A 15,736-nucleotide genomic window follows, 5' to 3' on the forward strand; every position below is an offset into this window, starting at 1 on the left:
TTCCACATGAACGCAATGACGCGCCGCGTCGTCATAGCCACGGCCGCGGTCTCCATGGCCGTCTCGCTCTCCGCCTGCGGCAAGGCGGGCGGGGGCGACAAGGCCGGCGGCGGTTCCTCGAAGGGCAGCGGCGACCTCGGCAAGACCATCGGTCTGCTGCTGCCGGAGAACAAGACCACGCGTTACGAGACCTTCGACCGTCCGATCATGGAGGCGAAGATCAAGGCCCTGTGCGCGGACTGCGAGGTCAAGTACAACAACGCCGCGCAGGACATCGAGCAGCAGAAGAAGCAGTTCGACGCGCTCGTCACGCAGGGCGTCAAGGTGATCATCTTCGACGCGGTCGACTTCAAGGCCCCCAAGGCCTGGATCACCCAGGCCGCGAAGCAGGGCGTCAAGGTCGTCGCGTACGACCGCCTCACCGAGGGCCCGATCTCCGCCTACGTCTCGTACGACAACGAGAAGATCGGCACCCTCCAGGGCGAGGCCCTGGTCAAGGCCCTGGGCGCCAAGGCCAAGGACTCCAACGTCGTCATGATCAACGGGTCTCCGACCGACCCGAACGCCGGCTTCTTCAAGAAGGGCGCGGAGACCGTCCTGAAGAAGGAGACGAAGAAGATCGTCTACTCCCAGGACATCCCGGACTGGTCCCCGGACGAGGCGAACAAGAAGATGGGTGCCGCCATCGACTCGCTCGGCAAGGACGGCTTCCAGGGCGTCTACTCGGCCAACGACGGCATGGCGGGCGGCATCATCACCGCCCTGAAGAAGCAGGGCGTCGAGGTCCCGGTCGGCGGCCAGGACTCCGAGCTCGCGGGCCTCCAGCGCATCCTGACGGGTGACCAGGCCTTCTCGATCTACAAGCAGATCAAGCCGGAGGCCGAGACCACCGCCGAGATCGCCGTGCGGATCCTCAAGGGCGAGAAGTTCGACGACCTGGCTCCGACCAAGGTCGACAGCATCTCCGGGGAGTTCAAGGGCACCCCGTCCAAGCTGTACGACGCGCAGGTCGTGACCAAGGACAACATCGCGAGCACGGTCATCAAGGACAAGGTCTACAAGGCCTCCGAGCTCTGCACGGCCGACTTCAAGAAGGCCTGCGACGCGGCGGGTATCAAGTAACTCGGTTTCCTGGTACGGAAGTTGACGGGCGACCCGGCCCGGAGTGCCCCGGCCCGGAGCGACCCGTGCCGAAGTGACCCGTGCCGAAGATCCGTACCGAAGTGATCCGTACGCAGTCGGGCCGGCGCCGCACCCCTCCCACGGGCCGGGCGCCGGCCCCGCCCCCCCGCAAGCCCCCGCCCCCGCAAGTCCTTGTGCACCACGCACCACCATCCCCGCCGGTCAGGCGGCGAAGGAGATGATTCACGTGTCCGCTACGCCCGTGCTGGCGTTGCGCGGAGTCTCCAAGCGGTTCGGCGCCGTCCAGGCGCTCACCGACGTAGACCTGGAGATCCAGCCCGGCGAGGTGGTCGCCCTCGTCGGCGACAACGGCGCCGGCAAGTCCACCCTTGTCAAGACGATTTCGGGCGTCCACCCGATCGACGAGGGCGTCATCGAGTGGGAGGGCAGGCCGGTGCACGTCAACCGGCCGCAGGACGCCCAGCACCTCGGGGTCGCCACCGTCTACCAGGACCTGGCGCTCTGCGACAACCTCGACGTCGTCGCCAACCTCTTCCTCGGCAGTGAGATCCGCCGCGGCTCGGTGCTCGACGAGATCGCGATGGAGAAGCGCGCCAAGGAACTCCTGGACACCCTGTCCATCCGGATCCCGAGCGTCCGTATCCCGGTCGCCTCGCTCTCCGGCGGTCAGCGCCAGGTCGTCGCCATCGCGCGCGCCCTGGTCGGCGACCCGAAGGTGGTCATCCTCGACGAGCCGACCGCCGCCCTCGGCGTCGAGCAGACCGCGCAGGTCCTCGACCTGGTCGAGCGGCTGCGCGAGCGCGGCCACGGCGTCATCCTCATCAGCCACAACATGGAGGACGTGCGTGCCGTCGCGGACAAGGTGGCGGTACTGCGCCTGGGCCGCAACAACGGCGTCTTCGACGTGCAGACGACCTCCCACGAAGTGATCATCTCCGCCATCACCGGCGCCACGGACAACGCCGTGACCCGTCGCAAGGCGCGTACGGCCGCGGCCACGAAGGAGGACGCGAAGTGAGCGACCTCGCCAAGACCCCCGAGAAGAAGCCCTCCGGGAAGTCCTCCCAGAACCCCGCCGGGAAGCCCTCCGGAGAGTCCACGGCTCCCGGAGCGGACGCCGCGGCAGGTCCGGCGGCCCCCGCCGTCGACCCCCGCCTCCTCGTCCGCGAAGAGGGCTTCAAGGGCTACCTGACCGAGTTCGGCCGCAAGGTGCGCGGCGGTGAGCTCGGCTCGCTGCCCGTCGTCGTGGGCCTGATCGTCATCGCGATCGTCTTCCAGCTGCAGAACAGCAACTTCCTCTCCGCCAGCTCCCTCGCCAACATCGCCGTCTACAGCTCCGGCATGGGCATCATGGCGGTCGGTATCGTCTTCGTCCTGCTGCTGGGCGAGATCGACCTCTCGGTCGGCTCGGTCGCGGGCGTCGGCGCGGCGATATGGGCGGTGCTCCAGGTCTCCAACGGCTGGAACGGCTGGCTCGCCATCGGCGTGGCGCTGCTCTCCGGCCTCGCCCTCGGCCTCCTGCACGGCTTCTTCTTCGCCAAGATCGGCGTCCCGGCCTTCGTCGTCACCCTGGCCGGATTCCTCGGCTGGAGCGGCCTCCAGATCTGGCTGATGGGCAAGGAAGGCTCGATCAACACCCCGACCGGCAGCGTCGTCGAGAACCTGACGAACTTCTACTTCGAGGACAAGTTCGCGGCGTACGGCCTGGCGGTCGTCGCGATCGTGCTCTACGCGCTCTCGATGTTCCTGGACAGCAAGCGCCGCCGGGCCGCCGCCCTGCCCGCCCGGCCGACCAGCGAGATCGCGCTCCGTACGGTCGTCGTCGCGGTGCTGTGCCTGGTCGTCGCGTACTTCCTGAACGAGCCGGTCGGCGCCCGCGGCCTGCCGCTCGCCCTGGTCCTCTTCCTGGCCGTCCTGCTGATCGCGGACTTCGTGGCCCGCCGCACCACCTTCGGCCGCCAGGTCTTCGCGGTCGGCGGCAACGCCGAGGCGGCACGCCGCGCGGGCATCAGCGTCGACCGGATCCGGATCACCGTCTTCGGCATCTCCGGCCTGCTGGCCGCCTTCGGCGGGCTCTTCCTGGCCAGCCTCTCGGGCGGCGCCACCAAGAGCCTCGGCGCGAACAACACCCTGATGCTCGTCATCGCCGCCGCCGTCATCGGCGGCACCAGCCTCTTCGGCGGCCGGGGCAAGGTCTGGTCCGCGCTGCTCGGCATGATCGTGATCCAGGCCATCCAGCAGGGCCTGAACATGCTCGGCATGGCCAGCGAGATCCAGTACATGATCACCGGCGCGGTGCTCCTCGCCGCCGTCGTCATCGACTCGCTGTCCCGCCGCACCCAGAAGAGCGCGGGTCGCGCCTAGGGCCCGAAGGTCACCCCATGCAGCCTGATCCGCCGGACAGGCTGCCTAGGGCCCGAAGGTCACCCCATGCAGCCTGATCCGCCGGACAGGCCCTAACAGTCCCACCTTCACGTGCCCGGCACCGACACACCCGGTGCCGGGCACATCTGTGCCCACGTGACCCGTTCGAGTGATACAGGTCGCACAACCCGCCGATCGCCGCCGCGCGCGGAACATTAGACTCGGCAGATCGGCACGAACGTCCAAGCACTTGATGTGCAAGTAAGCCAGTTCAACCGCAAGGAGGCACGGGTGGCTCTGCTGACCCGCATCAAGGGACCGCGCGATCTGGACCGGCTGTCCCCGGAGCAGCTCGACCGGCTCGCGGCGGAGATCCGGACCTTCCTCGTCGACGAGGTGTCCAAGACCGGCGGCCACCTGGGCCCCAACCTGGGTGTGGTCGAGCTGACCATCGCCCTGCACCGGGTCTTCGAGTCGCCGAAGGACAAGGTCCTCTGGGACACCGGACACCAGAGCTACGTCCACAAGCTGCTCACCGGCCGGCAGGACTTCTCCCGGCTGAAGATGAAGGGCGGCCTGTCCGGCTACCCGGCGCGTGCCGAGTCCGAGCACGACATCATCGAGAACAGCCACGCCTCCACCGTCCTCGGCTGGGCCGACGGCCTCGCCAAGGCCAACGAGGTGCTCGGCAAGGGCGACGCGGTCGTCGCCGTCATCGGTGACGGCGCCCTGACCGGCGGCATGGCCTGGGAGGCGCTGAACAACATCGCCGTCGCCAAGGACCGCCCGCTGGTCATCGTCGTCAACGACAACGAGCGCTCCTACGCACCCACCATCGGCGGCCTCGCCAACCACCTGGCCACCCTGCGCACCACGGACGGCTACGAGCGTTTCCTCGCCAAGGGCAAGGACCTGCTGGAGCGCACCCCGGTCGTCGGCCGCCCGCTGTACGAGACGCTGCACGGCGCGAAGAAGGGCCTCAAGGACTTCATCGCCCCGCAGGGCATGTTCGAGGACCTCGGCATCAAGTACGTCGGCCCGATCGACGGCCACGACATCGAGGCGCTCGAATCCGCTCTGCAGCGCGCCAAGCGCTTCGGCGGGCCGGTCATCGTGCACTGCCTCACCGAGAAGGGCCGCGGCTACCAGCCCGCCCTCGCCGACGAGGCCGACCGCTTCCACGCCGTCGGCAAGATCCACCCGGACACCGGACTGCCGATCGCCTCCTCCGGCGTCGACTGGACCTCGGTCTTCGGCGAGGAGATGGTCAAGCTCGGCAAGGAGCGCAAGGACATCGTCGCGATCACCGCGGCCATGCTCCAGCCGGTCGGCCTGGACAAGTTCGCCAAGGCGTTCCCCGAGCGGGTCTACGACGTCGGCATCGCCGAGCAGCACGGCGCCGTCTCCGCGGCGGGTCTCGCCACGGGCGGCCTGCACCCCGTCTTCGCCGTGTACGCCACCTTCCTCAACCGTGCCTTCGACCAGGTCCTGATGGATGTCGCCCTCCACAAGTGCGGTGTGACCTTCGTACTGGACCGGGCGGGTGTCACCGGCACCGACGGCGCCTCGCACAACGGCATGTGGGACATGTCGATCCTCCAGTGCGTGCCGACCCTGCGGATCGCCGCCCCGCGCGACGCCGACCAGGTCCGCGCCCAGCTGCGCGAGGCCGTCCAGGTCAAGGACGCACCGACCGTCGTCCGCTTCTCCAAGGGCGCGGTCGGCCCGGCGGTCAAGGCCGTCGGCAAGGCGGGCGGCATGGACATCCTGCGCAGGCCCGCCACCGACGTGGCCCGCCCGGACGTCCTCCTGGTCTCCGTGGGTGCCCTCGCCCCCATGTGCCTGGAGATCGCCGAACTCCTCGACGCGCAGGGCATCTCCTCCACCGTCGTCGACCCCCGCTGGGTCAAGCCGGTCGACGAGGCGATGGCCCCGCTCGCCGAGCAGCACCGGGTCGTCGTCACCGTCGAGGACAACTCTCGCGCCGGCGGCGTCGGTTCCGCCGTCGCCCAGGCGCTGCGGGACGCGGACGTCGACGTACCGCTGCGCGACTTCGGCATTCCGCCGCGGTTCCTGGACCACGCCTCCCGCAAGGAGGTCATGGCCGAGATCGGGCTGACCGCCCCGGACATCGCCCGTCAGGTCACCGGCCTGGTCGCGAAGATCGACGGACGGCTGGAGCACACGGCGGCAGAGGTCGCCCGCGACTGACGCACCGCGTTCTTAAGGCGGTGCCCAGCGGCACCGCAGCATTAAGGTCCGGGCCGGAGGGAAACCTCCGGCCCGGACCTTTTCGTACATTCGTCCCATCGAGTGAAACCCCCTCCCCGCACTCGCGAACCGGGACGAATGATCACGATGATTGCGGAGACCCGTCCACTCACACACACCCGGAACGTGGGCGACGGCCGACAGGCGGAGGTGCTTCGGTGAGTACAGGACCCCAGGGATCCACGGGCAGTGGCACGGGCAGAGATCCGGACAGCGGCGCGAGCAGGACCCGGGCGGGGGTTCTCCGTACCAAGACGGTCGAGCAGTCGATCCGCGACACCGAAGAGCCGGAGCACGCGCTCCGGAAGTCCCTCTCCGCGCTCGACCTGACGGTCTTCGGCGTCGGCGTCATCATCGGGACCGGCATCTTCGTCCTGACCGGCAAGATCGCCAAGGAGACGGCGGGGCCGTCCGTGGCCCTGGCCTTCGTCGTCGCGGGCGTCGTCTGCGGCCTCGCGGCCCTCTGCTACGCCGAGTTCGCGTCGACGGTCCCCGTCGCCGGATCCGCGTACACCTTCTCGTACGCCTCGCTCGGCGAGCTGCCCGCCTGGATCATCGGCTGGGACCTCGTCCTGGAGCTGGCGCTCGGCTGTGCGGTGGTGGCCGTCGGCTGGTCCGGCTACATGCGCTCGCTGCTCGACACGGCGGGCGTCCACCTCCCGGACGTCCTCTCCGGCACCCACGACGGGAAGTTCGGCTTCGATCTGCTGGCCTGCGTCCTGGTGCTGGTCATCACCGTGATCCTGGTCGCGGGAATGAAGCTCTCCTCCCGCGTGACCAGCATCATCGTCGGCATCAAGGTGACCGTCGTGCTGCTCGTCATCATCGTCGGCGCCTTCTTCATCACCGGCTCGAACTACAAGCCCTTCGTCCCGCCGACCCAGGAGACGGAGGGCGGCGCGGGCCTCACCGCGCCCCTCGTCCAACTGATCTTCGGTTTCACCCCGACCAGCTTCGGCGTGATGGGCATCTTCACGGCCGCGGCGGTCGTCTTCTTCGCGTTCATCGGCTTCGACATCGTCGCGACCGCCGCCGAGGAGACCCGCAACCCGCAGCGTGACGTGCCGCGCGGAATCCTCGGCTCACTGATCGTCTGCACCCTGCTCTACGTGGCCGTGTCGGTCGTCGTCACCGGAATGCAGAAGTACAGCGACCTCTCGACGAACGCGCCGCTCGCCGACGCCTTCAAATCGGTCGGCCACCCCTTCTGGGCGGGCCTGATCAGTTTCGGCGCGGCCGTCGGCCTGACGTCGGTCTGCATGATCCTGCTCCTCGGCCAGTCCCGGGTCTTCTTCGCGATGAGCCGCGACGGCCTGCTCCCGAGGACGTTCTCGCAGGTCCACCCGCGCTTCGGAACCCCGTACCGCTCGACGATCCTGCTCGGCGTGATCGTCGCGGTCGTCGCGGGGTTCACCTCGATCGACGAGCTGGCCGAACTGGTCAACATCGGCACCCTCTTCGCCTTCGTCGTGGTCGCCGTCGGCGTCGTCATCCTGCGCCGCAAGCGCCCGGACCTGCCGCGCTCGTTCAGAACCCCCCTGGTCCCGCTGGTCCCGGCGCTGTCGGTACTGGCCTCCCTCTGGCTGATGCTGAACCTGCCGGCGGAGACGTGGCTGCGGTTCGGGGCGTGGATGGTCGTTGGCGTGGCCGTGTACTTCGTGTACGGCAAGAAGAACAGCAAGCTGGGGAAGCTTGAGGGGTAGGCGCATCGGCCCCGGGCCGGGCCTCGGATCCCGGGGCGCGGGTGGGACGGGCGGAGCCGGGGAGTGTGCGGGCCTGGTACCCCGGCCCCGAGTGCGGTCTGGTACCCGGGGCCTGGCGCCCGGGGCCCGGCGTTTCGGTTCCGTGCGTCGGCTGGGGGCCGGCGTGCGGGAGGGACAGGGCGAGCCTGGGGTGTACGGGCCTGGCACCCCGATTCCGAGCGTGGGCCTGGTACCCGGGCCTCGTAACTCCGGGCTCGGCGTATCGGCCTGGTGCCTTGGTCCGGTGCCTCGGTTCCCGTGAAGCGGCCTGGAGGGGCCGGGCCCCGGGGGCGCGGCCGTGTGGGAGGGACGGGCGGAGCCGGGGGAGTGTGGGCCCGTACCCCGGGCCTCCGAGTACGGGCCCGGTGCTCGGCTCGGGATCTCGCCCCCGGGCGCTGGCCCGGGGGGCCGGGGCCTCGCCCCGTGTGTCGGTCGGGGGCGGCCCTCCAGGTCTGGTGCCTGGCTTCTGTGCGCGGGCCTAGTGTCCGGGCTTGGCGCTGTGACCCCGTGTGTCGGCCCGGGTCAGGCCTCGGGGCGGGCCCCGTGTCTGGTGCCTGGCCTCCGTGTGCGGGCCCGGTGCCTCGGCTTGGGATCTGGTCCCGTCCTGTCGCCCCCTGGGCCGGACCTCGGGTCCGGGGCTTCGCCCGGTGTGTCGGTCGGGGTCGGCCCTCCAGGTTTGGTGTCTGGCCTCTGCGTGCGGGCCCGGTGCCGGGGGTTGGCGTCGGGCCGGCTGTCGGTCCGGTTCGGCCCGCAGGTCCGGGACACCGGCTCCGTGTGCCGGTCTGGTGCCTCGGTAGCGCCTGTCGACCCGGCCCAGCCCAGCCCCGGCCCAGCCCAGCCCCGGCCCGGCCCAGCCCCGGCCCAGCCCAGCCCAGCCCCGGCCCGGTCCCGGCCCGGTCCCGGTCTGGCCCGTCCCCCCGGGCTGGTTCCCGGGGTGCCGCCCGTCCCTCGGTCCGGTGTCCCGTTCTCTCGGTTCGGTCGGGTGCCGGTGTGGTGTCGGTCTGGTGGTACGTCCCTCGGTTCGGCGTTCGGGGGAGGCGGTCCGAGCCTCGGTTCGGCCTCGCGGGGCCGGTGCCCGAGCCTCGGTTCGGCTTGTCGGTGGTTGGTTCCGGGCTCGGTGTCCGGCCCCCGTGGGTCGGTCGTGTGCCCCCGGCTCGGTGTTCGGTCCGCAGGTGGTGACGGGCGTCGTGCGGCCGTTGCCCCCCGGCGGCAGTCCTGTCGTGCGGGGCGGGGCGCGGACCCGCAGTCCGTCTTCGTGTTCCGGGGCCGGGACCCTGCTTCCGTACCCCGCCCGATAACTTTGGCCGCATGTCCGCCGAGCAGCCCGTTTCCGTGCGTCCCGTGTCCTCCTCCGGTCCCGGGGCCCACTGGGGGCGGCTGCTCCCCGGTCTGCTTCTCCTGGCCGCGGCCACCCGGCTGCCCTCCTTCGTCCACCCCCTCTGGAACCCCGACGAAGGCTTTCTCGCCGTGCAGGCGCGGCAGCTGGCCGCCGGGGGAGTGCTCTACGACACGGTCGTGGACCGGAAGCCACCGCTTGTTCCGTGGCTGTACGAGGGGGTCTTCGCCGTCTTCGGGGACGATTCCCTCGTCCCCGTCAAGATCCTCGCGATCCTCGCGCTCTTCGCGACGGCCGCCCTCCTCGCCTCGCTCGCCCGCCGCAGGTGGGGCGACCGGTCGGGAGCGGTGGCGGGCGTTGCCTTTCTGCTGATCTCCGTGGGGCTGCACCCGGAGGACACCCAGGCGGCCGGGTTCGGGCTCTTCATGCTGCCGTTCACGGCGCTCGCGGTGTGGTGCGCCGACCGCAGGGCCTGGACCTGGGCGGGGGCCGCGGTCGCGGGCGCGTTCCTGACGAAGCAGACCGGCGGTGCGGTGCTGGTCCCCGTGGTGTGGCTCGCCTGGGCCACCGCTGCCGGTGCACGGGGCCGGGCCCTGCTCCGTATCGGGGCGGGCTTTGCCGTACCCGTGGCGGCCGTGGCACTGCTCACCGGCCCGTCCGGCTTCCTCTTCTGGGTGGTCACGGGTTCCGGTTCGTACGCGGACCTCACCGGCTCGGGACTGCACGCGCTCGGCCGGGGACTCGGCAATGCGCTGATCCTGGCGGGCGCCTGCCTCGGCCTGCTGATTCCGCTCGGACGACGCCTCAGGGTGCCCGGCGCTGACCTGTGGCTCTGGCTGGCGGCCTCCGCCGTCGCCGTCATGACCGGATTCCACTTCTTCGGCCACTACTACCTGCAGCTCATGCCACCGCTCGCCCTGCTCGGCACGGCCGCCCTCCAGGCCCTGCCGCGGCGCTGGACGCCGGCCGCCATCGCCGTCACCGCTTGCACCTGTGCGGCCTTCCTGACCTGGGGCTTCGTCGCCCCCCGTGGAGAACTCGCGCACGCGCAACGCATCGCGGAAGCGATCCGTACGCGTACCGCACCCACCGACCGCGTGCTGATCTGGGGCATGCACCCCGAGACGTACTGGCTGGCCGACCGCACCCCGGCGAGCCGCTACCTCACCGCGGGCCTGCTGACGAACTTCAGCGGCGGGCGCACCGGCTCCCAGGTGGGCGAGGAGTACGGAGTCGAGGGCAGCTGGCCGCTCTTCCGTGCCGAGCTCGCCCAGCACCGCCCGGCCGTGATCGTCGACGACTCACGCGGCAAGCCGTACGCCCCCGACCGGATGCCGACGCTCCGGACAGTGCTGGCGGCGGACTACGTACGGGCGGCGACGATCGACGGCACCGTCATCTACGTACGCTCGCCGGACAAGCCGTAGGAAACAAGAGGAACAGACGGCTCAGGAACCTAGTCCCGTACGGAGCGCGGCCCCACGCACTGTGCCCCGAGCGCCTCCACCCGCCGCCGCAGCTCGCGGTCCGCGGTGACGACCAGACAGTCCCTGTCCGCACCCCGCTCCCGCTCCGCGACGACCTCCACGATGCGGTCGTCGCCGCTCCCGGACGCGGCCACCACCCGCACCCCCGGTACGGACTCCACGCCCCGGGCCGCGCCCTCCACGACGAGCACGATCTCGACGGGCCCCGGCCGCCCGGCGACGCCCGCGGCCGCGTACGCGGGCAGCCGGTCGCGCAGCCGCTCGGCGGCCCCGCGCCGGTCCTTCCACCAGCCGTCGGGCACGGAACCGACGACATTGGCGGCGTCGACGACCACGAGGGTCGGCAGGGGTGGAGTGGAGGTCATGGGGTCAGCGTCCCACGTCCCGGTTGTCCGGCCAGCCGCCTATTCTTGAGTCGAACCAGTGAGCGAGTACAACGGAAAGGCGGCTGTCGCGTCATGGGGCTCGGTACCGCGGGTGTGACCAGGAAAAGGGCCATTGCCCCGTTGTCGGGCGAGAGCTGGCTGCTGCGTGGCAAGGACGGCAGGCTCAGTGCGTACGCGGCGGCCGAGGGCGGACTGCTGCGCTGGACCGAGACGCGCCCCGGCGGACCCGACTGGCAGGGCCCCGAGTTCTTCGACGCGGCCTCGGCCGAGGGGCTGGCGGTGGCGCAGGGCCCGGACGGCTTCGTGCACGTGGTGGGGCGCGGCACGGCCAAGGACGGCGGGCCGGAGTACGTGCACGCGACGCAGTACCAGTCCGGCCGCCCGTTCGGCTCCTGGCACTCGCTGGGCAGCTACCGCTACCCCGAGCCGGAGAAGAACGCCAAGCTCGGCGTCCCGGCGGTCGCGGTCGGCACGCAGGGCGCCGTCCACGTCTTCCTGCGGAACGCCCACGGCGGCGTGCTCATGCGCTGCCAGGCGGCGAGCGGGAAGTGGGGCGGCTGGCAGGACCTGATCGGCTCGCGGGCCGAGGAGGCCCTGGTCCCGACGGCCAAGGCATCGGGCCTGATCGAGCTGCTGGCGGTGAAGAAGGACGGCACGGTGCTGCGCTGGACGCAGGACAAGCCGGGAGCGGCCTTCTCGCCGGTGACCGTCATCCCGTTCACGGTCACCGCGGGCACGGTCACCGCGCTGGAGACCTCGGAGGACGGCCTCACGTACTACGGGACCGTAGCGGGCGAGGGCGAGGGCGAGGGCGAGGGCGAGGGCGAGGGCGAGGGCGGGGGCGAGGCCGACGGAGCGGGTGCGGGTGAAGTCACCGCGTTCCGTCCGGCCCCCGTCCAGGACCGTCCGGACCCGGAGACCGACCCGGCGGTGGTCACGTCCCTGGTGTCCACCCCCCTCGGCGGTACCCCCGCCGCCGCACCCCCCGCCCGCTCGGCGGTCCTGCGCGCGACGATGGACGGCCACGACTGCACGATCCTGGCCCACCGCGCCGTGGGCGGCCGCCCCGTCCTGGCCGCCTGCCGGACGCTGGCCGAGCAGGAGGGCGTGTGGTGGACGGAGACGGGCCCGGAGTGCGTGGGCGCACCGGCGCTCGCACGGGACGCGGCGGACCGGGTGGTCATGGCGGTGATCGGCACGGACGGCGCCCTGCACGTGGCGCGGCAGCGGACGGACGAGAAGGGTCTGGCGCTGGCGGCCTGGCAGGCCGTCTGAGCGATCTGCCCGCGCAAGCCCCGCGGACGGCGGACACCTGCCCGCGCAAGCCCGGCGGACGGCGGACACCTGCCCGAGCAAGCCCGGCGGGCCCGCCTGCACACGACGGCGAGGGGCCGTCACGGAGATCTCCGTGACGGCCCCTCGCCGTCGTATCCGTCGTATCCGTCGCGCCCGCCCAGTCCGCCCGTACGCGCCGTACAAAGCACGAGGGCCGCACACCGGGTGTCCCGGGTGCGGCCCTCGCTCAGCCGAGCGGCAGAAGCGTTACGCCGGAACGCTCGCCACGCCCTGCGCCAGGAACTTCTTGCCGGTCGCGCGCTCCGAGAAGCCCTCGCGGTCCAGGTACGGCGTGATGCCGCCCAGGTGGAACGGCCAGCCCGCACCGGTGATCAGGCACAGGTCGATGTCCTGGGCCTCGGCCACGACGCCCTCGTCGAGCATCAGCCCGATCTCCTGCGCGACCGCGTCCATGACGCGGGTACGGACCTGCTCCTCGGTCAGGACGGTGTCGCCCTGCTTGAGGAGCGCCGCGACCTCCGGGTCCAGCTCCGGCTTGCCGGAGTCGTAGACGTAGAAGCCGCGCTTGCCGGCCTTGACCACGGCGGCCAGGTTCGGCGAGACCGTGAAGCGGTCCGGGAAGGCCCGGTTCAGGGTCTCCGAGACGTGCAGGCCGATGGCCGGGCCGACCAGCTCCAGAAGAACCAGCGGCGACATCGGCAGACCCAGCGGCTCGACGCCCTTCTCGGCGACGGCGACCGGGGTGCCCTCGTCGATGACGTTCTGGATCTCGCCCATGAAGCGGGTCAGGATGCGGTTGACGACGAACGCCGGGGCGTCCTTCACCAGGACCGCGGTCTTCTTGAGCTTGCGGGCCACGCCGAAGGCCGTGGCCAGCGACGCGTCGTCCGTCTTCTCGCCGCGGACGATCTCCAGGAGCGGGAGGATCGCGACCGGGTTGAAGAAGTGGAAGCCCACGACCCGCTCGGGGTTCTGGAGCTTCGACGCCATCTCCGTGATGGAGAGGGACGAGGTGTTGGTGGCGAGGATGGCGTGGGCGGGGGCGACCGCCTCGACCTCCGCGAACACCTGCTGCTTGACCGACATCTCCTCGAAGACCGCTTCGATGATGAAGTCGGCGTCGGCGAAGCCGTCGGCCTTGTCCAGGACGCCGGAGACCAGGGCCTTGAGGCGGTTGGCCTTGTCCTGGTTGATGCGGCCCTTGCCGAGCAGCTTCTCGATCTCGCCGTGGACGTAGCCCACGCCCTTGTCGATCCGCTCCTGGTCGATGTCGGTCAGGACGACCGGCACTTCGAGGCGGCGCAGGAAGAGCAGCGCGAGCTGCGAGGCCATCAGACCGGCACCCACCACACCGACCTTGGTGACCGGACGGGCCAGGTTCTTGTCCGGGGCACCGGCCGGGCGCTTGGCGCGCTTCTGGACCAGGTTGAACGCGTAGATGCCGCTGCGCAGTTCGCCGCCCATGATCAGGTCGGCGAGCGCCTGGTCCTCGGCGTCGAAACCGGCGGACAGGTCGCCGGACTTGGCGGCCTCGATGATGTCCAGCGCGCGGTAGGCGGCCGGGGCCGCGCCGTGCACCTTCGAGTCGGCGACGAAACGGCCGCGTGCGACGGCGGCGTCCCAGCCCTCGCCCCGGTCGATCTCCGGGCGCTCGACCTGGAGCTCGCCGCGCAGGACCGACGAGGTCCAGATCAGCGACTGCTCCAGGAAGTCCGCGCCCTCGAAGATCGCGTCGGCGATGCCGAGCTCGAAGACCTGCTTGCCCTTGAGCTGGCGGTTCTGGTTGAGCGAGTTCTCGATGATGACCGAGACGGCCTTGTCGGCGCCGATCAGGTTCGGGAGGAGCGCACAGCCGCCCCAGCCGGGGACCAGACCGAGGAAGACCTCGGGGAGCGAGAAGGCCGCGATGGAGGTCGAGACCGTGCGGTACGAGCAGTGCAGGCCGACCTCGACGCCGCCGCCCATCGCCGCACCGTTGTAGTACGCGAAGGTCGGGACCGCGAGGCCCGACAGACGGCGGAAGACGTCGTGGCCGCCCTTGCCGATGGCGAGCGCGTCCTCGTGGCGCTTCAGCAGCTCCACGCCCTTGAGGTCGGCGCCGACCGCGAAGATGAACGGCTTGCCGGTGATGCCGATGCCGACGATGGAGCCCTCGGAGGCCTCCTTCTCGACCTGGTCCACGGCGGCGTTCAGGTTGGCCAGGGACTGCGGGCCGAAGGTGGTCGGCTTGGTGTGGTCCAGGCCGTTGTCCAGGGTGATGAGCGCGAAGTTGCCGGCGCCGCCCGGGAGCTGCAGGTGGCGTACGTGCGCCTGCGTGACGACCTCGTCCGGGAACAGCTCGGCCGCACCCTTCAGGAGCTCAGTGGTGGTGGTGCTCACTTGTCGTCGCCTCCGTTGAAGTGCGGGTTCTCCCAGATGACCGTGCCGCCCATGCCGAAGCCGACGCACATGCTCGTCAGGCCGTAGCGGACGTGCGGCTGCTCCTCGAACTGCCGGGCCAGCTGCGTCATCAGACGCACACCGGAGGAGGCCAGCGGGTGACCGAAGGCGATGGCGCCGCCGTACTGGTTCACGCGCGCGTCGTCCTCGGCGATGCCGAAGTGGTCGAGCATGGCCAGCACCTGCACGGCGAAGGCCTCGTTGATCTCGAACAGGCCGATGTCGTCGATCGACAGGCCCGCCTTGGCGAGGGCCTTCTCGGTCGCCGGGACCGGGCCGATGCCCATGACCTCGGGCTCGACGCCCGCGAAGGCGTAGGAGACCAGGCGCATCTTGACCGGGAGGCCGAGCTCGCGCGCGACGTCCTCGGCGGCGATCAGGGAGGCGGTGGCGCCGTCGTTCAGACCGGCGGCGTTGCCGGCCGTGACGCGGCCGTGCGGGCGGAACGGCGTCTTGAGGCCCGCGAGGGACTCAAGGGTGGTGCCCGGACGCATCGGCTCGTCGGTCGTGGCCAGGCCCCAACCGGTCTCGCCCGCTTCGGCGTTGGTGCGGCGCACGGACACCGGCACCAGGTCGGCCTGGATCTTGCCGTCCGCGTACGCCTTCGCGGCCTTCTCCTGCGAGCGCACCGCGTACTCGTCCGCGCGCTGCTTGGAGATGCCGGGGTAGCGGTCGTGCAGGTTCTCGGCGGTCATGCCCATGAAGAGGGCGGACTCGTCGACCAGCTTGTCGGAGACGAAGCGCGGGTTGGGGTCCACGCCCTCTCCCATGGGGTGGCGGCCCATGTGCTCGACGCCGCCCGCGAGGGCGATGTCGTACGCACCGAAGGCCACGCCGCCCGCGACGGACGTCACGGCGGTCATCGCGCCGGCGCACATGCGGTCGATCGAGAAGCCGGGGACGGTCGTCGGCAGACCGGCCAGGATTCCGGCGGTGCGGCCCAGGGTCAGGCCCTGGTCGCCGATCTGGGTGGTCGCGGCGATGGCGACCTCGTCGATCTTCGCGGGGTCGAGGTCCGGGTTGCGGCGCAGCAGCTCCCGGATCGCCTTCACGACGAGATCGTCGGCCCGGGTCTCGTGGTAGATGCCCTTCGGGCCCGCCTTGCCGAACGGGGTGCGGACGCCGTCGACGAAGACGACGTCCCTGACGGTACGAGGCACGATTGGCTCTCCTCCAGGGTGCGGGGTGGCGCTGCTGCCGTACGGGTACGCCGAGGTGGGCGCACCGCACAGGCCCATGCTACTTACGAGTAACCAAGCTGCCCACCCCTCA

10 protein-coding genes are annotated in these 15,736 nt (G+C 70.9%); 7 read left to right on the forward strand and 3 right to left on the reverse strand.

Translation table 11 applies throughout. The features are described from left to right. Positions 1–6: 6 nt before the first annotated feature. The 6 genes from ACH4SP_RS05950 (at position 7) to ACH4SP_RS05975 (ending at position 10,283) form a co-directional block, all read left to right on the forward strand. Entirely contained in the window at positions 7–1,122 is a 1,116-nt protein-coding gene (locus tag ACH4SP_RS05950) for a substrate-binding domain-containing protein (RefSeq protein ID WP_398409928.1), read from the forward strand. Between the two features lie 238 nt (positions 1,123–1,360). Next, positions 1,361–2,161, forward strand: a complete 801-nt coding sequence (locus tag ACH4SP_RS05955; RefSeq protein WP_398409935.1) for an ATP-binding cassette domain-containing protein — start codon at positions 1,361–1,363, stop codon at positions 2,159–2,161. Continuing rightward, positions 2,158–3,507, forward strand: coding sequence for a sugar ABC transporter permease (locus tag ACH4SP_RS05960; protein WP_398409940.1), 1,350 nt, complete (start codon positions 2,158–2,160; stop codon positions 3,505–3,507). The genes ACH4SP_RS05955 and ACH4SP_RS05960 overlap by 4 nt, the downstream gene beginning before the upstream one ends. A 291-nt stretch (positions 3,508–3,798) precedes the next feature. Continuing rightward, a complete protein-coding gene (dxs, locus tag ACH4SP_RS05965; RefSeq protein WP_398409945.1) occupies positions 3,799–5,718 on the forward strand; it encodes a 1-deoxy-D-xylulose-5-phosphate synthase in 1,920 nt (639 codons plus the stop codon). Positions 5,719–6,047: 329 nt separating this feature from the next. Next, positions 6,048–7,481 carry an amino acid permease gene (locus ACH4SP_RS05970; RefSeq protein WP_398411749.1) on the forward strand — a complete coding sequence of 478 codons (1,434 nt, stop codon included), beginning with the start codon at positions 6,048–6,050 and terminating at the stop codon, positions 7,479–7,481. Positions 7,482–8,828: 1,347 nt separating this feature from the next. Then, positions 8,829–10,283, forward strand: coding sequence for an ArnT family glycosyltransferase (locus ACH4SP_RS05975; RefSeq protein WP_398409948.1), 1,455 nt, complete (start codon positions 8,829–8,831; stop codon positions 10,281–10,283). A 29-nt stretch (positions 10,284–10,312) separates the two neighbouring features. On the opposite strand, the gene ACH4SP_RS05980 is transcribed toward ACH4SP_RS05975, so the two are convergent. After that, entirely contained in the window at positions 10,313–10,708 is a 396-nt protein-coding gene (locus tag ACH4SP_RS05980; RefSeq protein ID WP_398409952.1) for an NTP pyrophosphohydrolase, read from the reverse strand. A gap of 93 nt (positions 10,709–10,801) precedes the next feature. Here ACH4SP_RS05980 and ACH4SP_RS05985 point away from each other — a divergent pair, with 93 nt between their 5' ends. Continuing rightward, complete coding sequence (locus ACH4SP_RS05985) at positions 10,802–12,004, forward strand: hypothetical protein (RefSeq protein ID WP_398409957.1); 1,203 nt, start codon at positions 10,802–10,804, stop codon at positions 12,002–12,004. A 267-nt stretch (positions 12,005–12,271) separates the two neighbouring features. Here ACH4SP_RS05985 and ACH4SP_RS05990 read toward each other — a convergent pair whose 3' ends face one another. Next, complete coding sequence (locus ACH4SP_RS05990; RefSeq protein ID WP_398409961.1) at positions 12,272–14,404, reverse strand: 3-hydroxyacyl-CoA dehydrogenase NAD-binding domain-containing protein; 2,133 nt, start codon at positions 14,402–14,404, stop codon at positions 12,272–12,274. Continuing rightward, the gene (locus tag ACH4SP_RS05995; protein ID WP_398409965.1) at positions 14,401–15,624 is read right to left on the reverse strand and encodes a thiolase family protein; all 1,224 of its coding nucleotides are present in this window, start codon (positions 15,622–15,624) and stop codon (positions 14,401–14,403) included. The genes ACH4SP_RS05990 and ACH4SP_RS05995 overlap by 4 nt, the downstream gene beginning before the upstream one ends. Between the last annotated feature and the right edge of the window lie 112 nt (positions 15,625–15,736).

The organism is Streptomyces sp. NPDC021093 (assembly GCF_044333135.1).
Taxonomy (GTDB): domain Bacteria; phylum Actinomycetota; class Actinomycetes; order Streptomycetales; family Streptomycetaceae; genus Streptomyces.

What these genes read in the sequence shown, in the direction of transcription:
- ACH4SP_RS05985 (WP_398409957.1), top strand. Translation starts at nt 10,802, where the DNA reads ATGGGGCTCGGTACCGCGGGTGTGACCAGGAAAAGGGCCATTGCCCCG.
- ACH4SP_RS05955 (WP_398409935.1), top strand. Translation starts at nt 1,361, where the DNA reads ATGATTCACGTGTCCGCTACGCCCGTGCTGGCGTTGCGCGGAGTCTCC.
- ACH4SP_RS05980 (WP_398409952.1), bottom strand. Translation starts at nt 10,708, where the DNA reads ATGACCTCCACTCCACCCCTGCCGACCCTCGTGGTCGTCGACGCCGCC.
- ACH4SP_RS05975 (WP_398409948.1), top strand. Translation starts at nt 8,829, where the DNA reads ATGTCCGCCGAGCAGCCCGTTTCCGTGCGTCCCGTGTCCTCCTCCGGT.
- ACH4SP_RS05950 (WP_398409928.1), top strand. Translation starts at nt 7, where the DNA reads ATGAACGCAATGACGCGCCGCGTCGTCATAGCCACGGCCGCGGTCTCC.